This is a genomic window from Staphylococcus sp. GDB9P120P (genome assembly GCF_017893435.1).
Classification (GTDB): Bacteria; Bacillota; Bacilli; order Staphylococcales; family Staphylococcaceae; genus Staphylococcus; species Staphylococcus cohnii.
Map to the genome: position 1 here is coordinate 735,787 of NZ_JAESNB010000008.1, position 22,337 is coordinate 758,123.

Annotated in this window: 26 protein-coding genes and 1 tRNA gene; 5 read left to right on the plus strand and 22 right to left on the minus strand. The window is 32.8% G+C overall.

Going from position 1 to position 22,337, the window contains the following annotated elements:
* Window positions 1-3: 3 nt before the first annotated feature.
* From KA856_RS08745 to KA856_RS08785, 9 genes are all read right to left on the minus strand, one after another.
* Window positions 4-1,422 carry a DEAD/DEAH box helicase gene (locus KA856_RS08745; protein WP_210138629.1) on the minus strand — a complete coding sequence of 473 codons (1,419 nt, stop codon included), beginning with the start codon at window positions 1,420-1,422 and terminating at the stop codon, window positions 4-6.
* Window positions 1,415-1,699, minus strand: coding sequence for a hypothetical protein (locus KA856_RS08750; protein ID WP_210138630.1), 285 nt, complete (start codon window positions 1,697-1,699; stop codon window positions 1,415-1,417). The genes KA856_RS08745 and KA856_RS08750 overlap by 8 nt, the downstream gene beginning before the upstream one ends.
* Window positions 1,692-2,462 carry an AP2 domain-containing protein gene (locus tag KA856_RS08755; RefSeq protein ID WP_210138631.1) on the minus strand — a complete coding sequence of 257 codons (771 nt, stop codon included), beginning with the start codon at window positions 2,460-2,462 and terminating at the stop codon, window positions 1,692-1,694. Before KA856_RS08755 ends, KA856_RS08750 begins: the two co-directional genes overlap by 8 nt.
* The gene (locus KA856_RS08760) at window positions 2,455-3,147 is read right to left on the minus strand and encodes an AAA family ATPase (RefSeq protein WP_210138632.1); all 693 of its coding nucleotides are present in this window, start codon (window positions 3,145-3,147) and stop codon (window positions 2,455-2,457) included. Before KA856_RS08760 ends, KA856_RS08755 begins: the two co-directional genes overlap by 8 nt.
* Entirely contained in the window at window positions 3,131-3,364 is a 234-nt protein-coding gene (locus tag KA856_RS08765) for a DUF2483 family protein (protein WP_210138633.1), read from the minus strand. Before KA856_RS08765 ends, KA856_RS08760 begins: the two co-directional genes overlap by 17 nt.
* Window positions 3,330-3,614 carry a hypothetical protein gene (locus KA856_RS08770; protein WP_210138634.1) on the minus strand — a complete coding sequence of 95 codons (285 nt, stop codon included), beginning with the start codon at window positions 3,612-3,614 and terminating at the stop codon, window positions 3,330-3,332. The genes KA856_RS08765 and KA856_RS08770 overlap by 35 nt, the downstream gene beginning before the upstream one ends.
* Before the next feature lie 64 nt (window positions 3,615-3,678).
* On the minus strand, window positions 3,679-3,852 hold the full coding sequence (locus tag KA856_RS08775) for a hypothetical protein (protein WP_210138635.1): 174 nt from the start codon (window positions 3,850-3,852) through the stop codon (window positions 3,679-3,681).
* Between the two features lie 12 nt (window positions 3,853-3,864).
* Window positions 3,865-4,074, minus strand: coding sequence for a hypothetical protein (locus KA856_RS08780; RefSeq protein WP_210138636.1), 210 nt, complete (start codon window positions 4,072-4,074; stop codon window positions 3,865-3,867).
* 27 nt (window positions 4,075-4,101) lie between these two features.
* Window positions 4,102-4,332 carry a helix-turn-helix domain-containing protein gene (locus KA856_RS08785; protein WP_210129027.1) on the minus strand — a complete coding sequence of 77 codons (231 nt, stop codon included), beginning with the start codon at window positions 4,330-4,332 and terminating at the stop codon, window positions 4,102-4,104.
* Between the two features lie 164 nt (window positions 4,333-4,496).
* Between KA856_RS08785 and KA856_RS08790 the strand changes: the two genes are divergently transcribed.
* The 4 genes from KA856_RS08790 (at window position 4,497) to KA856_RS08805 (ending at window position 7,255) form a co-directional block, all read left to right on the plus strand.
* Window positions 4,497-4,832: a helix-turn-helix domain-containing protein gene (locus tag KA856_RS08790; protein WP_210138637.1), complete on the plus strand. Its 336-nt coding sequence runs from the start codon at window positions 4,497-4,499 to the stop codon at window positions 4,830-4,832.
* A gap of 11 nt (window positions 4,833-4,843) precedes the next feature.
* Window positions 4,844-5,308: an ImmA/IrrE family metallo-endopeptidase gene (locus KA856_RS08795; protein WP_210138638.1), complete on the plus strand. Its 465-nt coding sequence runs from the start codon at window positions 4,844-4,846 to the stop codon at window positions 5,306-5,308.
* A 47-nt stretch (window positions 5,309-5,355) separates the two neighbouring features.
* Window positions 5,356-6,147: a hypothetical protein gene (locus KA856_RS08800; protein ID WP_210138639.1), complete on the plus strand. Its 792-nt coding sequence runs from the start codon at window positions 5,356-5,358 to the stop codon at window positions 6,145-6,147.
* A gap of 61 nt (window positions 6,148-6,208) precedes the next feature.
* Window positions 6,209-7,255 (plus strand): tyrosine-type recombinase/integrase, encoded by a 1,047-nt coding sequence (locus KA856_RS08805; protein ID WP_210138640.1) that lies wholly within the window; start codon window positions 6,209-6,211, stop codon window positions 7,253-7,255.
* A gap of 52 nt (window positions 7,256-7,307) precedes the next feature.
* On the opposite strand, the gene KA856_RS08810 is transcribed toward KA856_RS08805, so the two are convergent.
* From KA856_RS08810 to zapA, 13 genes are all read right to left on the minus strand, one after another.
* Window positions 7,308-7,381: transfer RNA gene (locus KA856_RS08810), tRNA-Arg, on the minus strand.
* Between the two features lie 276 nt (window positions 7,382-7,657).
* Complete coding sequence (locus KA856_RS08815; protein WP_107383708.1) at window positions 7,658-8,167, minus strand: YfcE family phosphodiesterase; 510 nt, start codon at window positions 8,165-8,167, stop codon at window positions 7,658-7,660.
* Window positions 8,167-8,748: an XTP/dITP diphosphatase gene (locus tag KA856_RS08820; RefSeq protein WP_107383707.1), complete on the minus strand. Its 582-nt coding sequence runs from the start codon at window positions 8,746-8,748 to the stop codon at window positions 8,167-8,169. The genes KA856_RS08815 and KA856_RS08820 overlap by 1 nt, the downstream gene beginning before the upstream one ends.
* A gap of 15 nt (window positions 8,749-8,763) precedes the next feature.
* On the minus strand, window positions 8,764-9,558 hold the full coding sequence (gene racE, locus KA856_RS08825; RefSeq protein ID WP_107383706.1) for a glutamate racemase: 795 nt from the start codon (window positions 9,556-9,558) through the stop codon (window positions 8,764-8,766).
* A 257-nt stretch (window positions 9,559-9,815) separates the two neighbouring features.
* Window positions 9,816-10,640, minus strand: a complete 825-nt coding sequence (gene sdhB, locus KA856_RS08830; RefSeq protein WP_107383705.1) for a succinate dehydrogenase iron-sulfur subunit — start codon at window positions 10,638-10,640, stop codon at window positions 9,816-9,818.
* 1 nt (window position 10,641) lies between these two features.
* The gene (gene sdhA, locus KA856_RS08835; RefSeq protein ID WP_107383704.1) at window positions 10,642-12,405 is read right to left on the minus strand and encodes a succinate dehydrogenase flavoprotein subunit; all 1,764 of its coding nucleotides are present in this window, start codon (window positions 12,403-12,405) and stop codon (window positions 10,642-10,644) included.
* 40 nt (window positions 12,406-12,445) lie between these two features.
* A complete protein-coding gene (locus KA856_RS08840) occupies window positions 12,446-13,057 on the minus strand; it encodes a succinate dehydrogenase cytochrome b558 subunit (protein ID WP_107383703.1) in 612 nt (203 codons plus the stop codon).
* 337 nt (window positions 13,058-13,394) lie between these two features.
* Window positions 13,395-15,179 carry an excinuclease ABC subunit UvrC gene (gene uvrC / locus KA856_RS08845; protein WP_019469294.1) on the minus strand — a complete coding sequence of 595 codons (1,785 nt, stop codon included), beginning with the start codon at window positions 15,177-15,179 and terminating at the stop codon, window positions 13,395-13,397.
* A gap of 495 nt (window positions 15,180-15,674) precedes the next feature.
* Complete coding sequence (trxA, locus tag KA856_RS08850; RefSeq protein WP_019469293.1) at window positions 15,675-15,989, minus strand: thioredoxin; 315 nt, start codon at window positions 15,987-15,989, stop codon at window positions 15,675-15,677.
* An 81-nt stretch (window positions 15,990-16,070) separates the two neighbouring features.
* Entirely contained in the window at window positions 16,071-18,419 is a 2,349-nt protein-coding gene (locus KA856_RS08855; RefSeq protein ID WP_107383702.1) for an endonuclease MutS2, read from the minus strand.
* Window positions 18,420-18,428: 9 nt separating this feature from the next.
* Window positions 18,429-20,141, minus strand: a complete 1,713-nt coding sequence (polX, locus tag KA856_RS08860; protein ID WP_107504529.1) for a DNA polymerase/3'-5' exonuclease PolX — start codon at window positions 20,139-20,141, stop codon at window positions 18,429-18,431.
* Between the two features lie 111 nt (window positions 20,142-20,252).
* On the minus strand, window positions 20,253-20,774 hold the full coding sequence (locus tag KA856_RS08865) for a CvpA family protein (RefSeq protein WP_107383700.1): 522 nt from the start codon (window positions 20,772-20,774) through the stop codon (window positions 20,253-20,255).
* Entirely contained in the window at window positions 20,774-21,040 is a 267-nt protein-coding gene (gene zapA / locus KA856_RS08870; RefSeq protein ID WP_019469289.1) for a cell division protein ZapA, read from the minus strand. The genes KA856_RS08865 and zapA overlap by 1 nt, the downstream gene beginning before the upstream one ends.
* Before the next feature lie 300 nt (window positions 21,041-21,340).
* On the opposite strand from zapA, the gene rnhC reads away from it, so the two are divergent.
* Entirely contained in the window at window positions 21,341-22,279 is a 939-nt protein-coding gene (gene rnhC / locus KA856_RS08875; protein ID WP_107384390.1) for a ribonuclease HIII, read from the plus strand.
* Window positions 22,280-22,337: the final 58 nt, after the last annotated feature.

Here is a 22,337-nt window from a genome sequence, read left to right on the forward strand (position 1 = left end):
CCTTTAATGTTTGTATTTTTCTTTTATTGGTTTTAATGTTGCGTAAAACTGCGGGAAACTCATTCTTACGCATTCTGGATAGTTAAATTTAATCCATGTTTCTTTATAGTTATTTGCTTTGGCATATAAATAATAATCTTCTAAAGTTTTTAAATCTGATTGAGATGTATTCGCTTTACTGTATCTCTTTAGTGTGTAATCCACTTTAAAAGGTTTTATATCAGTAAGTTCAGCATTAACTCTATCTAAATCAGATTTGTTTGGTTGTGTTTCGTTGGTGTGTCCACATTCTGGACACTCTGGCTCTGTGTTACGATAAACTGCAAAACACTCATCGCAAGTTTTCAGTCCAATATCTTCATCATCTGTTTGTTTGTTACGGTTCTTTTTAAAACCCTTGAAGTATTTCTTCCAGTCATGATGAGTATCTGGCAATCCGTGTCTTGCATAATTACCAACGTGATCAATAATCAATGCTTTCTTACCAGGTTGATAACGCATAGAACGCATTGCTTGCTGCATGAACAAAACTAATGAATCTGTAGGTCTAGCTAGAATTACGCAAGTACAATCGGGTACATCAAAGCCCTCACTAATTAAATCAACGTTACATAATACTTTGATTGTTCCGTTCCTAAAGTCATTCATAATTTGTTCGCGTTCTACAGATTTCGTTTTTGCGTCTGCATGAATTGCGTTAATACCTTGGGCTTGAAACTCTTGAGCTATATCTTTACTAGCTTCAACACTGTGGGCATATAATATAGTTTTTTGACCATTTGCATACTTTTTATAATTACCAACAATATCTCCATAAATAGCTTTCGGTATCGCTTCGTCCATTGATTTCTTTGTGTAATCACCAGTTGACGATTTTTTCAATTTAGTGTTATCTGCCATTACAATACTTTTATAATCATAGTCAGCTAAACGATTGTTGTTGATTAACCACTCTACGCTAGGACCTTCGACCATTTCGTTATATATATCAGTGAAACCTTTGCCATTCGAACGCCAAGGAGTTGCTGTAAATCCTAAACGTAATGCTTTAGGAAAGTATTCATATATTTCTGTATAAGTCTTTGCTCTACTATGGTGTGTTTCATCAGTAAGTATAATTGTGGGTGTCTTTAATTCTTGCAGTATATTTCTAGCTCGTTTTTCTGAAAGAATATCTACATGATTTAAATCAACACCATGAGTATTTAGAGTGTGAGTTATTTGCATAATTAACTCTTTGCGATGGACAATGAATAGTATGTGTCCACCTTTCTCCACTGCTTTCTTAACGACTTCTGCAATCATTACTGACTTGCCACTACCTGGAGGGCTTTGTATTAATACACCTTGATTTTTGAGTAGTAAGTGTCTAGCTTTATCAACTAACTCTAATTGATAATCAAATAGTTGGAAGTTAGTCATGGGTATCATCCTCAGATATAGCTTCATTGTTCAATTCTTCAATTGATTCATTAATACCATTTAGCTCACTTGTAATAGCATTGCTTATTTCGACTTGACAATCCCAAGTAGGTAATTTTTGAACTGCTTTATTAATAGATATTAGTTCTTCTAATTTAGCTATTTCTATTGCCATATGAGGGATAGAATTATCATCAATACCTAACTTCATATCTTTATTTGCTTGTTTCAATCCTTTTATACAGTAGATGTAGGTTTCTAATGTTTCACTATTCATTGGAATCACCGACTTTTAATGCTTTTATCCTTTCTGGTATCTGCCAGTTAGATATAAACTCTTTGAGTTCATCTGTCATTGGTACATCATTAAGAATTGCTTCGTCACCGTATAAATATTTCACACATTTGTTATAAACTAACGCAGCTTTATCAACATCTTTGAAACGTGACACATACTTGTATTTTTTTGAAAACGGAACATATACATTGAACAATTGTTTATTTTTGCGGACGAGATATACACCTCTATATCCACTACTTCCACCTCTTGTGAAATATTGGTCTTTACGTGTTTTGTATTGCTTAATTGGTATTCTATTATCTTTACCTATATCATTAATAAAAGCTTTACCTTCATAAAATTTATATACAGCTTCGTTATAAGCTTTCCCCGCATCATCTTCTTTGTAAAAATTACCCAAAAAAATAGTTTTACCATTAAAATTTATATCGGCTCTCCATTTCTTTTTGTTTTTATCCCAACAAACTCCTTTGTATTTGGAACTGGAACTTATTTTAGGTCTCCTCCAAACACCTTTATTTCCTTTTGTAGTTAAATTACTTTTTGTGAAATTGTTATTCTTTGTTTTTTGAGTGCTGTCTTTTAAAATAAAATTACATAGGGAAAGATTAGGGCGAGAAACAATAACTCTAGTGTTGCGATTATATATTTTAACCCACGTATATTGATTTAATTTTTCATAATCTTCATCATCTACAAATATTTCTTCACCATCTTGTAAATAAATACTTTTAACCATCACCTTCACCGCCTAACTCAAACAGTTCATCTTGTTTACAATGCTCATCACTACTTAATTGATTCTTAGCCCAGACTGTATTGCTCGGTGACAGTATGAAACCTCTGTTACCACTCTTTTCATTGATAACTAATCGAGCTACTACTTGGCATAAGCCTGCTACGTTATCTCTAATTGTGTGGCGAATATCTGGCATTGTTCTAGTGAACTGTTGTCCACCTTCTGTATAATGTTCTGCTGTTGTTTCCCAAGCTAAGAATACAAGGCGTTTTTTTAATGATTGTAAAAATCTAAAGCTATCAATTGTGAAGAAATCTACTTGTTGATAATGTGACATTTCTGGTGTTCTATTATTTCTGCCGTTACGTCCTAAGTTAGCTAACATGGATCTAAAAAGTTCTGAAATGTTATCGACCACAATGTTGTCATACATTGATATGTCTTGTTCGTTTAACCATTTCATTAATTCTGACCATTCTGTCCATGATTCGTGAACATTAAAATCTAATATATCGACGTTTTCATTTTTAGATAATGGACGTTCTGATTTATCTACACTGATATATAATGTTTTGCCGGGTAGAAAGTTAATTGTGTGTGTTTTACCACGCCCTGGACTGCCATATATTAAAAATGTATCTGTATTGTTCTTCATTTCTGTTGCTGGTTTAATTTGAAAACTCATTGTCTACCTCCTCGTATTTAGTTTGTTCTGTTACAATTTTCTTAATCGCAATGTGTTCAGTCATATCGATACTGACATCATCTAAACCATTGAAATCTCTCGCTCTACTTCTGTTACGTGTGTAGCTCGTATCTTCTGCAACCATCGGTTTATTGGTGATGTATAAGTCGAAAGGTGCGTTTTTAAGTTTGATTAAGTACGTCACTGTTTCTTTCATCTGTAACCAACCTTTCGCCAGATATCACTTCTTTGATTTCATTGAATGTTTGTACTGCGTCATTCTCAGAATAATGTTCGAATATGTGGAGGCTTTTCCAACCACCAACGTAATAATCACTAAAGTGTGTGAAACAAATACCTAGTTCTCCACCATCGAATTGTTTAAAGATTACATGCCCTTCTATATCTGAATGAGCCAATTTAATGTTTAAATCCGTTAATATATTTAGCAGTCTGTGTTTCTGCATATTGATTACCTCCTAGGTTATGGGGTATACTGTTTATATAAATAATTTATTAAATTTCCGACTGTTAAGCGTTGGCGCGCTTAGCGGTCTTTTTTTCTGTGTAATATGCGTTCCAAAATGCGTAACTACCAACGAAACTTAAAATGCTAACTACAACGCTGTAATGGAAATCGAATGAGATTATTGCAAACAGTGCTGTGAATAATATTGCTGTTGACCACGCTAGTATATGTTTCATGTAATCACCTCCTTATAAATTAGTTTCTTTAATCATTATGTTTTGTTCGATAAATTCTATTGCTGGTCTGATTTTAATGTAGCGTTTGTTACCTTTACCAAATCGGTACATACACGCTTCTTGAAATTCTTTGTTCGGATAAACTTTGCTTTCTAAATCGTCCCTAGAAATGCCACTAACTTTTATAAATTCTTTTGCATCTGCAAATCCGATGAATTCCATTTGATCAACTCCTTTCTCCATACTGTATTAAGTTGTCAATTTGGAAACTCTATGTGTAAAAAAAATACCACAATCTTCTTCACTTAATTCTAGGATTTCAAATATTTTTGCCAAGTCGTCAACATTAACCCTTATTTTACCGTTTTCTTTTTTCGAATACGTTCCTTGAGTCATGCCTAACTTATCTGACATCTCTTTAAGCGAAATCCCTTTTGCAATACGCTCTGCTTTCATTCGTCTTACGTTGAATTCATACATGTTGTTTGTCACCTCGCTTTCGTTCTGTAACCAATATTAAACTCCTGTTTCCTGTTTGTCAACAAAAGATTTCAAAAAAGTTTTAAAGAATATTAAAAGTCCTAGTTGTTTCCTATATGGAAATATGGTAATATGAAATTATCAAATAACGGAGGTAACATATTATGAGAAATTCAGAACAAATCGGTAAATACATAAAGCAAATACGACAACAAAGACAAATGAGTGTAACTGATTTGGCGAAGAAAGTGGATATAAATAAATCTACTTTATCAAGATATGAAAATGGAACTCGTAAAATACCAATGGAAGATATTGCAGATTTTGCAAACGTATTGGGTGTGACTCCTGAGAGTATTTTATTTGAACAAAAAGAAAACAATAAAAACAAAAGTTCTTTCGAAACGATCGCTGCTCACTTAGACGGAGATTTAACAGAAGAAGAATGGCAAGAAATATTGGATTATGCAGAATTTGTGAAAAGCAAGCGTAAAAAGTAAGGGGTGTTATTGTGGAGAGTTATGAAAATTTATTAGCACAATATGATGATGAAATCATTATTGAAGAAACTAATTTAAAAAAGGGCCTACTCGGTGTGTATTTAGGTGAAATCATACTTATTGAAAAACGCTTAAATTCTGTAAACAAACTCGAAACTTTGTGTGAAGAAATAGCACATCATTTAATTACATATGGTGATATTAGAGATCAAACGAAAATGTTACATCGCAAATTTGAACTAAAAGCTAGGCGTTTAGGTTCAGAGTTGGCCGTTTCGCTTGATGGTTTAATAGATGCTTTTCATCATGGAGTGCAAAACTTATATGAAATGTCACAATATTTTGATGTGTCAGAACAATATGTTTTGAATGCACTCAATAATTACAAAATGAAATATGGATTAGATGTCTACCACAAAGGATATGTAATCAAGTTCGAACCTTTACAAATATTCGAACACTATAAATGGGAATAGCAACTTTTGTTGTTTAATATATAAAATATAATTAAGGAGAATGTGGAATGGCACGGAAGGAAACGCTTACGTTTAAGGAAACTATGGTGGAAGGGTATTATTTAAGAACACTAACAAAAGATCAGAAAAAAGAGTACAAGAAAAAACCAGTGGAAGAAAAAAGAAAAATTATACATGAGTTTAATCCACAGAAGTTTGAACCGTCTAATAATGAAGATAACAAAATTATCAGTTGGATTAAAAAACACAAAATTTGGAGTGGGATTATAATATTAATACTTATTGGTAGCATTGGGAACATTTTTACTGATTCCGAAAACACAGAAACAGAAGATGCTAAAAAGGAAACTGCTACCAAACAAGAGAAGAAAGAAAGTAAACAAGATACTAAAAAAGAAAAAGATACTAACAAGAAAGAAGAAACTAAAAAACCTCTGACAGACGAAGAAAAGCTAAATAAGGAACTGAAAAAAGAAGTACATTCTGCAGATGTTAAAAATGTTGATTTTGGCGTAGGAGAGTCGGATGTAACTATTGAATTAAAAGGTAAAGAAAATTTATCTGAAAAAATGACCTCAAGAGGGTTTAGAATGGGAACATCTGAAGCGTTATATGCGCTAAAGAAATCTAAAATTGATGTAAATAGTGCAGATATATATGTATATTATCCTCTGAACGACGGAATGAAAGATGAAGAAAAAATGGTTATGAGCAGTAGATGGGATAAAGATACTATTAACGAAATGAATAAAGACGCGCTAACTACTCTACCAGACGCAATTGAAACACAAGCTGAAAGCAGTTTTATGCATCCTGTAATGCGTAAAAGTGAAAAATAATTTTACGGGCAGTCCCTACTGTCCTATATATTTTTATCTTTTTTAAAAGGAATTGGTGAATATGGCAACATTTACAGTAACAAAACGTAAAAATAAAACATCTACAACATGGCAATACGATGTGAAAGATCCAAGTTTTAAGTCAGGTAAAAAACGTAAATCGGGTTTTAAAACGAAAGCAGAAGCTACATTAGCAGCACAACAACTTATCAGAGATTTAGAAGATGGTAACAAAATAGAAGATAATAAGAAGTTTGAAGATTATTATAGAGATTGGTTAATAGCTAATGGCAAAAACACGTTGTCTGAAAAGCAACGATATTGGTATGAACATGCGCTTAATTTGTTTCTAAAACATTTTGGAGAAAACGTACTGATCAAAAATATAACAAGAAATGAATATCAAAAATTTATTTCCGAATACTCGATTGATAGAACATCAGAAACAGTTAGGAAAGTACATCTGTATATATCTAGTTGCATTAAAGATGCAATTTATGATGGATATATAAAAAAGGACCCGACTTACAAAGTAACTTATAAAGGAACTAAAGCGCCTAAAAAAGAAAGTGTGAAATTCCTAACGATATTCCAATACGAACAATTAAGAAAACACTTTAAATTAAAAAGTGATAAAAGTACATTGATGCTATATATACTTTTGATAACTGGTGCTAGATTTTCAGAAGTTAATAGAATGACATATAATGATTTATATTATAAACCAGGTTTAATCCATTTACCTGGTACAAAAACAGAAAACGCTGATAGAGAAATAGAAGTGTCAGACGCAGATTTAGCACATATTAAAAAAAGTATTGCTAATCATCCGTTAAGAACAGATAGAAAGTTATTCGGTTTATCTCACACAGCAGTTTCTAAAGTGTTTAATAAAGCTAAAGACAGATTTAATATAGATGATGAAATCACACCTTACTCTTTAAGACACACACATGCTAGTTACTTAATTAGTAAAGGGATTTCTATTGAATATATTAGCAAAAGATTAGGACACGCGAGTATATCAATTACGCTAGATGTTTATACACATTTACTTGATGAACATAAAAAAGAGCAGGGCCAACGTGTCAGAGAAATATTCTCTTGACACATATTTGACACCTGCAAGCTTGAAACGTTGTCATAACAACGGGTTATAGTGTCCTGGGAGGGATTCGAACCCCCGACCGATGGCTTAGAAGGCCATTGCTCTATCCAGCTGAGCTACCAGGACATTATCTTTTGAACACAAGAATAATTATATCTAACTTGCACTGATAAAGCAATACTCTATCCCTTAAAAATAAATATGATTTTTCACTATTGTAAACTTTTTATCATAATATTGCTAATTTATTTAAATTCTTTAAATTGAGGAATTCATTAACGTTAGCGTTATTTTTACAACTTTATAACGCTTAATTATTTGTTGCATCTAACTATTTATAGAAATAAGAGGATGAAGCTACGATTAAATTGTTTCTAAACGTAGCTAGACCCTTCATCTTTTTTAAATTGTAAAGTTTTCACTGCTGATGATTTCATGATTTCGATTACGGAAATTTAAAATCGCATCTAAACTCGTATCATCAATAAGCAATTCTGCATATGTTTCTTCAATATTACTTCTCGACTGTGAAATACTACCTGGATTTATCACATGCACACCATTTATTGCTTCATGTTTAGCAACATGTGTATGTCCATAAAAGGCAAATTTGCAGTCTGCTGCTTTTGCTTGTTCTGCTAAAGGTATTCTTGTACGATTCACTTGATATAAATGGCCATGAGTTAAAAATGCATTGATACCATTTATATTAAGTGTTTGTTCATTTGGAAACTCAGGGTAAAAATCGGTATTTCCTTTTACTCTATAAAAATGACTGAGTTCACTATCATCATAAGCAAATTCAGAGTCACCTAAATGAATAGCAGCATCTACATGCTCATGTTGATTTATAATATCAAACAACACACCTTGTTCAGTATGATTATCACTAACTATAATCCATTTCGACATTATTGATCACCTTCTAGGTATTGTTGTAGTTGTTCTATTGCTTTACCCCTATGACTAATTTGCCCTTTTTCTTCAGCGGTTAACTGTGCCATTGTTTTATTTTTGTCTTCTACGAAAAAGATAGGATCATATCCAAAGCCATGTTCACCAATTTTATTTAGTGTGATTTCTCCTTGTACAGTTCCTTTAAACTGTACTGTATCTTCACCTGGTGCGCTCATGCTAATAACGCAAACAAATTGTGCACTACGGTCGGTTTCATCACCTAATTTAGTTAAAAGTTTTTCAATATTTGCATTATCATCTTTAGTTTCGCCAGCATAGCGAGCTGAATATATACCAGGTTCACCATCTAACGCAAAAACTTCCAATCCACTATCATCAGCAATAACACGTTTATTTAATGCTTGCGCAGCTGCTTCAGATTTTAGTTTTGCATTTTCTTCAAAAGTGTCACCCGTTTCCTCAACATCAAAACCTTCGATGAGTTCTGATATACCTATAACATTATAATCAGGAAAAATAACTCTAAAATCGTTTATTTTTCCTTTATTATTTGATGCAATAACAATATCTTCCATTATTTACGCCTCACTTTAAACTTCTATTTTTTCAACTGTTGCTTTCATATTTAACCACTCATCAATAATGCGTTCAATATGTTCTGTTTCTCCTGTAGCAAAAAATTTATGTTCGGGTTGCTTTTTATAACCTGCATGCTCGTTACTGAACGTTAATAATGCACTCACTTCTCTCGCTGTTTCTAAACCAGATGAAATAACTACTTTTTCTCCGTGAAAGTAATCATTAATTGGCTGATACAGTAATGGATAATGCGTACATCCTAAAATAACTGTATCTGCTTTGCTGTTTCTCCACTGTTTTAATGTTTGATGTATAACAATACTCGTAATCGTTGGATCTTTGTATCTCATTTGTTCTACAAGTGGAACAAAGCCTGGGCATGCAACTCCAGATACTTCTACATTTGGATTAATTTGCTTAATATGATGCCTATAGGCCTCTGATTTAATCGTACCTTCTGTACCTAATATTAAAACATTTTGATTTTTTGTTGTCATAATGGCTGTTCTAGCACCTGGTTCTATAACACCAATAACAGGTATCGCTAATAAATTTTGTAAATGTTTTAATGCGACTGCCGTTGCAGTATTACACGCAATCACTAACATCTTGATATCAAACGTCATGAGCTTTTCAGCTAATTCTGTAGTAAATTGTCTTACCTCCGAAGCTTCTCTTGGCCCATAAGGACAACGTTTTATATCTCCTAAATAGTAGATTGTTTCATTTGGTAATTGGCGCATGATTTCTTTAGCTACTGTTAAACCTCCAACGCCAGAGTCAATAACTCCAATTGGTTTCTCCATATATTGTTCATCCTTATATATTTACTTGTCTTTTATTGTAGCATAGCTGTGTTTTCAAAATCATTTTACAAGAACTAAATTTCTAAATAACTGGCATTTCAGATATTAACTTTACAACAGCAGTGATTTAAACGTATTTAATATGAAAAGTACTTTTACTAAACGTCTAATCATGATGTTAAATTTATATCTATACCATATTTCATAAAAAAACTGTCAGCAAAGTTAGTACTTTGTTGACAGTCTTAATATATATATTAATTTACTTGGTGGTCTGAACCAAAGAATGATTTAAACATATGGAAAGAAGTTTCACGGTTTAATGCTGCAATTGATGTCGTTAGAGGAATACCTTTAGGACATGCGTTAACACAGTTTTGTGAGTTACCACACTCTTGTAAACCACCTGCACCCATCAATGCATTTAAACGTTCATCTTTAGTCATTGAACCTGTTGGGTGTAAGTTAAACAATCTAACTTGTGAAATAGCTTGTGCACCAACAAAGTCGTTATTTCTTGTAACGTTTGGACAAACTTCTAAACATACACCACATGTCATACATTTAGATAATTCATATGCTGTTTGACGTTTTTTCTCTGGCATACGAGGCCCTGGTCCAAGATCATACGTACCATCAATCGGTACCCATGCTTTCATACGTTTCAAGTTATCAAACATTCTACTACGATCAACTTGTAAGTCACGAACCACTGGGAATGTACTCATTGGCTCTAATTTAATTGGTTGTTCTAATTGGTCAACAATTGCTGTACAAGATTGTCTCGCTTTGCCGTTGATAACCATAGAACAAGCACCACAAACTTCTTCTAAACAGTTCATATCCCAAATAACAGGTGTTGTTTTCTCACCTTTACTATTAACCGGATTACGTCTAATTTCCATTAAACAAGCAATAACATTTAAATTCTCTTTATAAGGAATTTCAAACTCTTCCTCATAAGGTTTAGATTCTGCATCATCTTGTCGTTTAATGATAAATTTAATTGTTTTTTGATTTTGTTGTTGGCTTTGTTGTTCGTTTTGCGCTTGAGTTTCATTTACTTCTTTAGTATCTGCCATTTTATTTACCTCCTTTAGAACTACTTGAATAGTCACGTTTACGAGGTGGGATTAAACTTACATCTACTGGTTCGTATGTAAATTTAGGCGGTTCTGTTTTTCCTTGATATGATGCTAAAGTCGTTTTCAACCATTCTTCGTCGTTTCTCTCAGGGAATTCAGGTTTATAATGTGCCCCACGAGTCTCATTTCGGTTGTATGCACCGATTGTAATTACACGTGCTAGTACTAACATATTCCATAATTGACGAGTAAAGAAGACTGCTTGGTTACTCCATGTTTGCGTATCTTCAATGTCAATATCTTGATAACGTTCCATCAATTCTAGGATTTTCTTGTCTGTTTCCAATAATGCTTTATTATCACGTACAACAGTAACGTTTGCTGTCATAACTTCACCAAGTTCTCTATGAAGTTTATATGCATTTTCTGTACCATTCATATTCAATAAATTATCGAATTTTTCTTGTTCTTCTTTAACACGTTTTTCATAAATGCTGTCGTCCAAATCAGTATATGATTTTTCAATATTTGCAACATATTCAATTGCATTTGGTCCTGCAACTGTTCCGCCGTAAATAGCAGATAACAATGAATTAGCACCTAAACGGTTACCACCATGTTGTGAGAAATCACACTCACCTGCTGCAAATAAGCCTTTGATATTTGTCATTTGATCATAATCTACATAAAGGCCACCCATTGAATAGTGGACTGCTGGGAAGATTTTCATTGGTACTTTTCTTGGATCGTCACCAGTGAATTTTTCATAAATTTCAATGATGCCACCTAATTTTACATCTAATTCATGCGGATCTTTATGAGAAAGATCAAGGTATACCATGTTTTCACCGTTAATACCTAATTTTTGATTAACACATACATCAAAAATTTCACGTGTTGCAATATCACGAGGTACTAAGTTACCATAATCTGGATATTTTTCTTCTAAGAAGTACCATGGTTTACCATCTTTGTATGTCCAAATACGTCCACCTTCACCACGAGCCGATTCACTCATTAATCGTAGTTTGTCATCGCCAGGGATTGCTGTTGGATGAATTTGAATAAACTCACCATTTGCATAAATTGCTCCTTGTTGGTAAACGATTGATGCAGCAGAACCAGTATTAATCATTGAGTTTGTTGTTTTACCAAATATAATACCTGGACCACCAGTTGCCATAATAACTGCATCTGAACCAAATGATTTTATTTCAGAAGATGTCATATCTTGAGCCACAATACCTCTGGCCATATTGTCATCATCTTTGACAATACCTAAGAATTCCCATCCTTCATATTTTGTAACTAAACCATCCACTTCATAACTACGTACTTGTTCATCTAAGGCATACATTAATTGTTGTCCAGTTGTTGCTCCAGCATATGCCGTTCTGTGATACATCGTACCACCAAAGCGACGGAAATCTAGCAAGCCTTCATTCGTTCTATTAAACATTACACCCATACGATCAAGTAAATGTATAATATTTGGCGCTTCTTCTGCCATTGCTTTTACTGGTGGCTGATTCGCTAAGAAATCTCCACCATAAACTGTGTCATCAAAGTGAACAGCAGGTGAGTCACCTTCACCTTTCGTATTGATTGCTCCGTTTATGCCACCTTGGGCACATACGGAATGTGAACGTTTAACAGGCACTAATGAGAACAAGTCAACGTGTGCGCCTTGTTCTGCTGCTTTAATTGTTGACATCAGACCGGCAAGTCCTCCACCGACAACAATAATTTTCTTCTCTGCCATAAATAGTCACTCCCCTAAATATATCTGAAACATTTTTAAATTATACGAACGCAAGAATAGCACTTATTCCGATATACGAAACTACGATAAATACAACAAGTGATACCCATGTAAAAATCTGTTGTGATCTTTTAGATTGTAAAACACCCCATGTAACTAAAAATGACCATAAGCCATTTGCGAAGTGGAATGTTACAGAAAGTAAACAAATGATATAGAAAATTAACCAACCTGGATTAGATACAATATCATGTACCATATCGAAGTTTACTTCTTGACCTAATGCACGCTGAATACGTGTTTGCCATAAATGTATAGCAACAAAAATAAACGTTACAATACCTGTAATACGTTGCAATAAGAACATCCAATTTCTAAATTGAGAGTAATGTCCTACGTTTTCTTTTGCCGTAAAGGCAATATGTACACCATATACCGCATGATATAGAATTGGAATGTAAATTACGATAAACTCCAATGCAATCAAGAATGGTAAAGATTCCATAAATCCAGCAGCCTTGTTAAACGCCTCAACGCCTTTTGTAGCTTGGTGGTTAACAAGTAGATGCACTAATAAGAATCCACCTATCGGTATTACGCCTAACAAAGAATGTAAGCGTCTTAAATAGAATTGATTTTTCGAATATGCCAAAAGGAAGTCCCCCCTGTGAAACAATTAATTTTTTGGTATCCTTTTTTTAAAGTATAAATGTGATGACACTTATCAACTAAAACTAAACAACAACATGTTATGCAATCGCTTTATATTTATAGCAATATAAACTTCAACATGTATGTATAAAACAATGAAGTAATACCCCTAGTTGAATTTAACAATTGTTTTATTATTTAGATTTAAGTGATAATTTTTCTCAATTAGTAAACGCTTCCATATACTTTTAAAAAAAGAATTCCTGTTATTTGCTATTGTAACACTAATTCATAAAATTTTGGGCATGAGAATGATTCTCATGCCATATTCTTTTTTTCTATTTGTTATATAGTGCGTGATGAAGATTCTCAGCGACTTTTTGAGGTAAACCAGAAGACTTTAGATCTTCGATACTTGCCTCTTTCATTTTCTTTATGGAGCCAAAAGTTCGTAATAGTTTTGTTTTGCGTTTAGAACCTATACCATCTACGGTATCTAAAACTGATTGTAAACCAGTTTTCTGGCGTGTTTGTCTATGAAACGTAATTGCAAATCTATGAACTTCATCTTGTATTCTTTGAAGTAAATAAAACGCTTGGCTATTTTTTTTCAAAGGTACAATCTCTGCACTTTCACCATACAGAATCTCTGAGGTTTGGTGTTTATCATTTTTACGTAGCCCAGCAACTGGTATATCCAAACCTAATTCGTTTTCAAGCACATCGATTACTCCGTTCATATGACCTTTACCACCATCGACGATGATTAAGTCTGGTAATGGTGTACCTTCATTTAAAACACGTGTATAACGTCTACGCACAACTTCTCTCATCGATTTATAATCATCTGGGCCATCCACCGTTTTAATTTTATATTTACGGTATCCTTTTTTATTAGGTTTGCCATCAACAAATGAAACCATAGCTGAAACAGGGTGTACACCTTGTATGTTTGAATTGTCAAAAGCTTCAATACGAATAGGCGTTTGAATCCCCATATGATCCCCTAATTCTTCAATTGCCTTCACGGTACGTGATTCATCTTTAGCAATGAGTTCAAATTTATTCTCTAGCGTAACTTCAGCATTATGATTCGCTAAATCAATCATTTCTTTTTTCTTACCTTTAATGGGTTGGACTATTTTCGTATCTACTACCGATTGAATGATGTCTTTGTTTAAATTTTTAGGAATATGGACTTCTTTAGGAAGAATGTGTTGATTTAAATCATAAAATTGACCTATAAAAGTATAAAATTCTTCTTCTTCTGTTTGTTGCAATGGAATCATAGTTGCATCTCGCTTAATCATATTCCCTTGTCTAATGAAAAACACTTGAATACACATCCAACCTTTTGACACACTATACCCAAAAACATCTCTTATAGTATTATCCGAAGTTGTAATTTTTTGTTTTTTAGTTAAATTGTGAATATGTTGTATTAAATCTCTGTACTCTTTTGCTCTTTCAAAGTCTAGTGCTTCACTCGCTTCATTCATTTTTTGTTCTAAGTTATTCAATATTGTTTTATCTTCGCCATTTAAAAAGTCAGTAATTTCTTTAGTCATTTCAGCATATTTATTTAAATCTACTGGGTAAACACAAGGACCTAAACATTGGCCAATATGGTAATAAAGACACAATTTATCGGGCATTTTATCACACTTTCTAAATGGATAAATTCTATCTAATAACTTTTTTGTCTCTTGTGCTGAATATGCATTAGGATAAGGCCCAAAATATTTTCCTGTTCCTTTTTTAACTGTGCGTGTCACAATTAACCGAGGATATTTTTCTTTAGTGATTTTAATAAAAGGGTAACTTTTATCGTCTTTCAACAAAATGTTATATCTCGGTTGATATTGTTTAATCAAATTAAGTTCGAGCAATAATGATTCTGTTTCACTCGAAGTTACAATATATTCGAAGTTTCTAATTTCTGAAACGAGCCGTGTCGTTTTAGCATCATGTGCACCTGTAAAATAAGATCTTAATCTATTTCTTAATTTTTTAGCCTTGCCGACATAAATAATTTGATCATTTCGATCTTTCATTAAATAGCAACCCGGTTCAGTGGGTACGACCGTTAATTTTTGTTTAATATCTTCTTGATATTTTTCCACTTTAGTCCCCCCTTTCTTGTAAAAATATATTGCTAAAATAAGATATATATCATTTGCATCACAGTTGTATAACGTTGAAAGCTTATTCGCAAATATAAAATTTTAATTCTAATATTCATTATAGAATATACATTATCATTAAACCAAAGTATTCGTTTGAACATGAAATATGTGGCCAGTAAAAATTTCAAACATTATATATAAAGCACCTTAATCTATAAAATGCTGGTGCATCAAAATATTTTAAACACTGAAGCTTTTTCATAAACCAAATTTAGAGGATAAGCGACGTTGAATAATATAGGGTGTGGATATGCAGTCAATTTTAGTTATGAATATAATGCAAATTCGCATTTTTATACCAATGCTATAAATAATCAGAATGTAGGCCTAGCTCTATAAAAATCATAAAAACTACGATTTCAGACAAACTAACAAAAATCACAGAAAAAACCTGAGACAATCATTGATGTCCCAGGTCGTTTCGTTGTGCTTTTATAAGTGTTTCTCAATTACTTCTGCTAAGTTTTCTTTAGGTTGGAAGCCTACAACTTTATCGACAGGTTCACCATCTTTAAATAAGATTAAAGTCGGGATACTCATTACTTCAAATTTAGCAGCTGTTGACGGATTTTCATCTACATCAAGTTTTAAAATATTAGCTTTTCCATCATAATCACCAGCTAATTCTTCTAATACTGGAGCAATCATCTTACATGGGCCACACCATGTTGCCCAAAAATCTACTAAATTGACACCTGATTGAATATTTTCATCAAAGTTTGAATCTGTTACTTTTACGATTGCCATAACTGCCAATCCTCCTTAAATTTCAAATGATGAAGAAATTATAACAGACTTTGTACAAATCTGCATACCTCTTGCTCACATTTATTTCAATTCTGCAACGGTCACGCCAAATCCACCTTCACTTGGCATGCCGTTCCTATATGATGACACATTTTTATGTTGTTTTAAATGTTTTTGCACACCTTTTTGAAGTGCACCTGTTCCTTTACCATGAATAATATATACTTGTTCATAATTACTTAATACAGCTTGGTCTAAATATTGATCAACCGCAACCATTGCTTCATCATAGCGGTAGCCACGTAAATCAAGTTCCATTTTAATACTTTGACGATTTTCACGTTTAACCATTTTAGAAGGTGCTTCTTTCGTCTTTTGTGTTTTTTCTAAGTCACTGGTTGGTAATTTCATTTTAATGATGCCCATTTGAACAACCGCTTCATTATCATCTAGTAATTCTAATATTTCACCTTTTTGCCCATATGTCAGAACTTTTACTTCATCGCCAACTTTAATTTCATCCCATTTTTTCTTTTCGACATTTTGCTTTATTGACTTAGCTTCATATTGATCATCCAGCTGTTTCTTTTTATTGATAAGCTCATGTTCTTTTACATCAGCACCTTTTTTATCTCTAAGTTCGCGTAATTCTTTAATGATCTCATCTGCTTCTTGGGTAGCGGCTTTCACGCGTTGATTGGCTTTTTCTTTGGCTTCACTCATTAATTGTTTCTCTTGATTACGATATTTATCATATTCTTTTTCAAGTTCATCATGTGTTTCTTGAGCTTCTCTTAATAGACCATCTAATTCAATTCTCTGTTCGTCTACACGTTTAGAATTTTTTTCTAATGAAGCAATCATTTCATTTATTTCTTGCTCATCCTGTCCTATCATTGCTTTCGCGTTTTGAATCACTTTCATATTGAGTCCTAATTTTTTTGAAATATCAAAAGCATTAGAACGTCCCGGTACACCCATGAGCAATTTATATGTTGGGCTTAATGTATTAACATCAAACTCTACGCTAGCATTCATCACACCTGATCTATTGTAACTGTATGCTTTAAGTTCAGGGTAATGCGTTGTCGCCATTACTAATGATCCTATTTCATGAACATGATCTAAGATACTCATCGCTAAAGCAGCACCTTCACTCGGATCTGTCCCAGCACCTAGTTCATCAAAAAGAATCAAACTATTTTTTGTTGTATGCTGTAAGATTTCAACAATATTTTTCATGTGTGAGGAAAAAGTTGAAAGTGATTGTTCAATAGATTGCTCATCTCCGATATCACAATAAACATTTTCAAAAATGCTTAGTTTACTACCGTCTAAAGTAGGTATCAACATCCCTGATTGTGCCATCAAAATAACGAGTCCGAGGGTTTTTAGTGTTACAGTTTTCCCCCCTGTATTAGGACCGGTGATGATCACAGTTTCAATATCGTCTGCAAATTCAATCGTATTTGCTACAACGGTATCTCTATCTAATAAAGGATGAAATGCTTTGGGTAAATAAACCATTCGCTCACTGGTAAACTCAGGTTTCGTTCCTTTGATTGAGCGTGCATAACGTGCTTTAGCGGTTAAAAAGTCAATTTGACCCATAATATTTTCTGAAATTAAACAAGCGTCTGCTTCAGCCGCTACATAACCCGTTAACTCAGTTAAAATACGTTCACGTTCAACCGCTTCATCATTTCTTAGACGGCTAATTTGATTATTCATTTCAACGATAGACGAAGGTTCAATGTAAAGTGTTTGCCCAGAAGCTGATTGGTCATGAACGATGCCATTAAAATCTTGACGATATTCTGCTTTTACCGGAATAACATTGCGTTCATTGCGCACCGTTATTATAGCATCTGACAACTTTTTCTGATTAGCTTGACGCTTCACAATTTTGTCTAAGTTTTGTTTTATTCGTTGAGTCGTACCAGAAATTTTACTCCGGATGCCTTGTAATTCGTAACTAGCGTTATCGAATAAATCATTAGCGTCACATTTTTGATGGATATTTTGATACAACTCTGAAAGGACAGGTAATTGTTCCATCCTATCGTGAAGAATAGCATAATTCACTACTTCTTCTTCTTCTAATAAATTATTATAAAATGTCTTATATTGATTTTGAATTTGAATTAAACGTTTAATTGCATTAAGTTCTTTAACACTTAATACACCGCCGATTGTCGCTCTATGAATCAGTGATGAAATCTTAGATAATCCACTCAAACTGGGTAAACGGTGTTTATTATATATTTGAGCAATTTCATCCGTTTCATTCATTTGAAATTCGACAGTTTGAAAATCAGTTGCTGGTACCATTTCAACGACTTTCTCTCTACCTAAGTCACTCATGGTTTCTTTTTCAACAAGTGCTTTTATTTTATCGAATTCTAAGACATTTAATGATTTCTGTCTCATATAATCCCTCTATTTCTTCAATTTTATATTATTTTCAATAAATGTTTTAAAGGATGCTCTATCCATTGTATTAATCACGCTTTCTTTTTTTACAAAACCTTTTTGTGCAGTAGCTATACCATATTTCATAAATTCTAAGTGATCTACGTGATGAGCATCAGTATTAATCGTTAATTTAACATTAGGATGTTTTTTAACGATATCTGCATTTAAATCTAAGCGTTTAGGGTTCGCATTGATTTCTAAAATAGTATTTGTTTCTTCTGCGATTTCACATAATTTATCAATATCAGGTTCATAACCTGCACGTTTACCTATGATACGTCCTGTTGGATGTGCAATATGACGGACATAAGGATTACGACATGCTTGTTCTAGTCGATACATAATATCTTCTTGAGATTGGTTGAAACTTTGATGTATCGCTGCGATGACATAATCTAACTGTGCTAATATTTCATCATCATAGTCTAAACGGCCATCAGGTAAAATGTCCATTTCAATGCCTGAATATATATCAATTTCATCATATTTTTCGTTTAACGCTTTAATCTCTTCATTTTGTCGCAACAACCGCTCAACAGAAAGTCCATTGGCGACTTTTAAACTTTGAGAATGATCTGTAATAACCATAAACTGATAACCTTTTGCGATGTTTGCTTCAATCATATCTTCAATACTAAAAGCACCATCACTATATGTTGTATGCATATGAATATCACCATTGATATCATTGATATTGATAATATCTGTTAAATCTTTGTCAAATTCGCTACCATCTTCACGTAGTGCAGGTTCAATCCAATTCACTCCAAAGTGATTATAAATTTCTTGTTCACTGCTATATTGAATTAGTGCGCCGTTCTCTTTTTCTATACCATATTCACTAACTTTTTCATTGTTTTCTTTTGCCAATTGACGGATTCGAATATTATGATCTTTTGAACCTGTAAAATGCTGTAGTGTATGGTAAAAAGCAGATGGCTCGATTAATCTAAAATCTACGCCAATAGTTTCGTCATCATAAGTTAACTCTAATGACACTTTTGTTGCTCCAACTGCCACTTCTTTAACCTTATTTGGAATTTTTAATAAAGCTTTTTGAACTTCTAAAGGTTGATTCGTGCTTATAATATAATCTAAGTCTTTACTCATTTCTTTAAAGCGACGGAAACTCCCTGCAACTTCATATTTTTCTACTGTCTCAATCGATGATAAATAATCACTAATTTCTATATTTAGTCCTCTCATTTGATCAATTGGATAACGCTCTTTTTTTGCTCCTAATGCTTTTACTGCTTCAAGAATATTCTTTTCAGTTTTCTTAGCGAATCCACTTAATTCACTTACTTTTCCTTCTTCACATGCTTTTTGCAACGCTTCTTTCCCATCAATATTAAGCGCTTTATATAATTTCGCTATTTTTTTGCTACCGAGACCTTGTATTTTAAGTAAAGGAATTAACCCTTCTGGCACCTCTTCTTGTAATGTTGCTAAAGTCGTAGAATTACCTGTTTCTCTATATTCATTGATTACGTCTCCTACACCCTTACCAATCCCTTTTAATTCTGTAACATCTTCGATTTGGTCTAAAGGCCGTTCATCTATTTCTAAACTTTGAGCTGCTTTTCTATAAGCTGAAATTTTGAAAGTGTTTTCGCCTTTTATTTCCATATACACCGCAATTTTTTCTAATAATTGAATAATTTCTTTTTTAGTCATTTGTTTCACTCCATAGAAAAAGGCCAAGACAGCATCACCAAACTATTTTGGTATTTCAGTTATGCCTTGACCCCCTAGTTTTTTAAATCTATAAATTTCACATCAATATCTTTATAGTTGTGTGATAAACATTGAGATAAATGGAATATGTAATAATATATGTTCTGTTATAATCGAATGAGAAAGTTGTTGTTGTATCGTCACATTAGGATAAATTGCACAACTATATAACAAAATAGCATTAATGATTAACGATGGAATAACACTTAAAATCATACCACATAGTCTGCTCGTAATATTTGGTAGCTTTTGTTTAAGCGTATAATCAAATATAACAATAATGCCATAACATATTACTTTTGTAATCAGAGCAATCGTTACAAAGGCGACAATATGCTCAAAACGTTGTTGCAAATTATCAAATTGAAATGCAAAATTCATATCGTAAGCATGTGTCTTTGGATATGGGACAAATAACTCCAAGCGTCGTGCTATTTGTAAATAATATCGTTGAGCCATCCACAAAGCAAAAATTGTTGCGCTCAAATGTATAGCTGATAACCACACGCCTCTTCTAAAGCCAATGATGCCAATATATATAAAGATGACAGCTATCACTATATCAATAATCATTAATCTTCACTATGTTTCAATTGATTTATTTCTTGTCTTAAACGATCATTTTCTTCTTCTACTTGGACTTTTTCATGCATGATATTAACTGCAGTAAGAATGGCTTTTCTAGTTGTGTCTAAACCCGCACTTTTACTTGCTAACTCTTTGAGTCTTTCATCTACCAAATGTGCTACATAACGGATATGCTCAGGATTATCTTCTCCGACGATTGTATAATGTTGATCATTTATAGTTACATTAATCCGATTTTTAAACTCACCCATATAATAACTCCTGACTTTTGTATTTTATTTCTAATCTAAATGTTTTACTTTATTTATATTTATATGTTGGTAATTTATAATATTTATTACGAACTATTATACACGACAAGATATTTTTTTGTAAGAGGTGGGAATTGTTCTATTTGAAATATTTAATGATTATAAAACAATGGTTTTAATTCACATTCATTAAAGTCATATTGCTAGTTATATCATAAATAGCTTACTTATTTAAATTTATGATATGATATGCATTGTTAAATTTTAAAATACGTTATACGAACAAAGAGAGGTCACTAAATGACTAATATAGTACATAAATTAACAAATTCAGAGATACAACAATTAATGACTAAAATCAATTTTGATACAACTAATCTTTCACAAGGTATGAAAGCACGTGCAAAGCATTGCAATACTGCGATTACGATATATAATTCTAATAAAGTAATGTTTCAAGGTAAAGATGCTGAAGCTGTAGCAAACGCTATATTACCTAATAAATCAGCATCTCCCAAAAACAAAACAAAACATGGTAGTACCAAACAAACTAAACAGCACATCTCCTATAATCAATTTCAATGTATCGGTAGTGACGAGGCAGGCAGCGGTGATTACTTTGGACCACTAACAGTTTGTGCAGCTTATGTATCAGAAAAAGACGCTCAAATCTTAAAAACACTTGGAGTAGACGACTCTAAAAGACTTACTGACCCTAAAATTATAGAAATTGCTGAACAAATTATAACTTTCATCCCACATTCTTTATTAACAATGCATAATGAAAAATACAACGAGAAACAAAAAGCCGGTTGGTCTCAAGTTAAAATGAAAGCAGTTTTGCATAACGAAGCAATTAAAAATGTCGTTGCAAAAATTGACACAGACGAACTTGACTATATCGTTATTGATCAATTTGCTGAACCTGGCGTATATAAAAGATATGCACTTGGCGAACTGCCGTTTGAAAATAAGACAAAATTTGAAACGAAAGGTGAATCAAAATCCATAGCAATTGCTGCCGCTAGTATTATTTCACGTTATGCCTTTGTGAAAAATATGGATCAACTTTCAAAATACGCAAAAGTTATATTACCTAAAGGCGCCAGTAATAAAGTGGATTTGGCCGCTGCAAAAATCATTGATAAAAAAGGTGTCCATTATTTAGATACCATGACCAAAAAACATTTTGCTAACAGAACAAAAGCTTTAAATTTAATAAATAAAAAGCAACAATAAACGCTTTTTTGTAAATCATAACGTTACTAATGCAAAATAAAGCCTTGAATCATCGCAA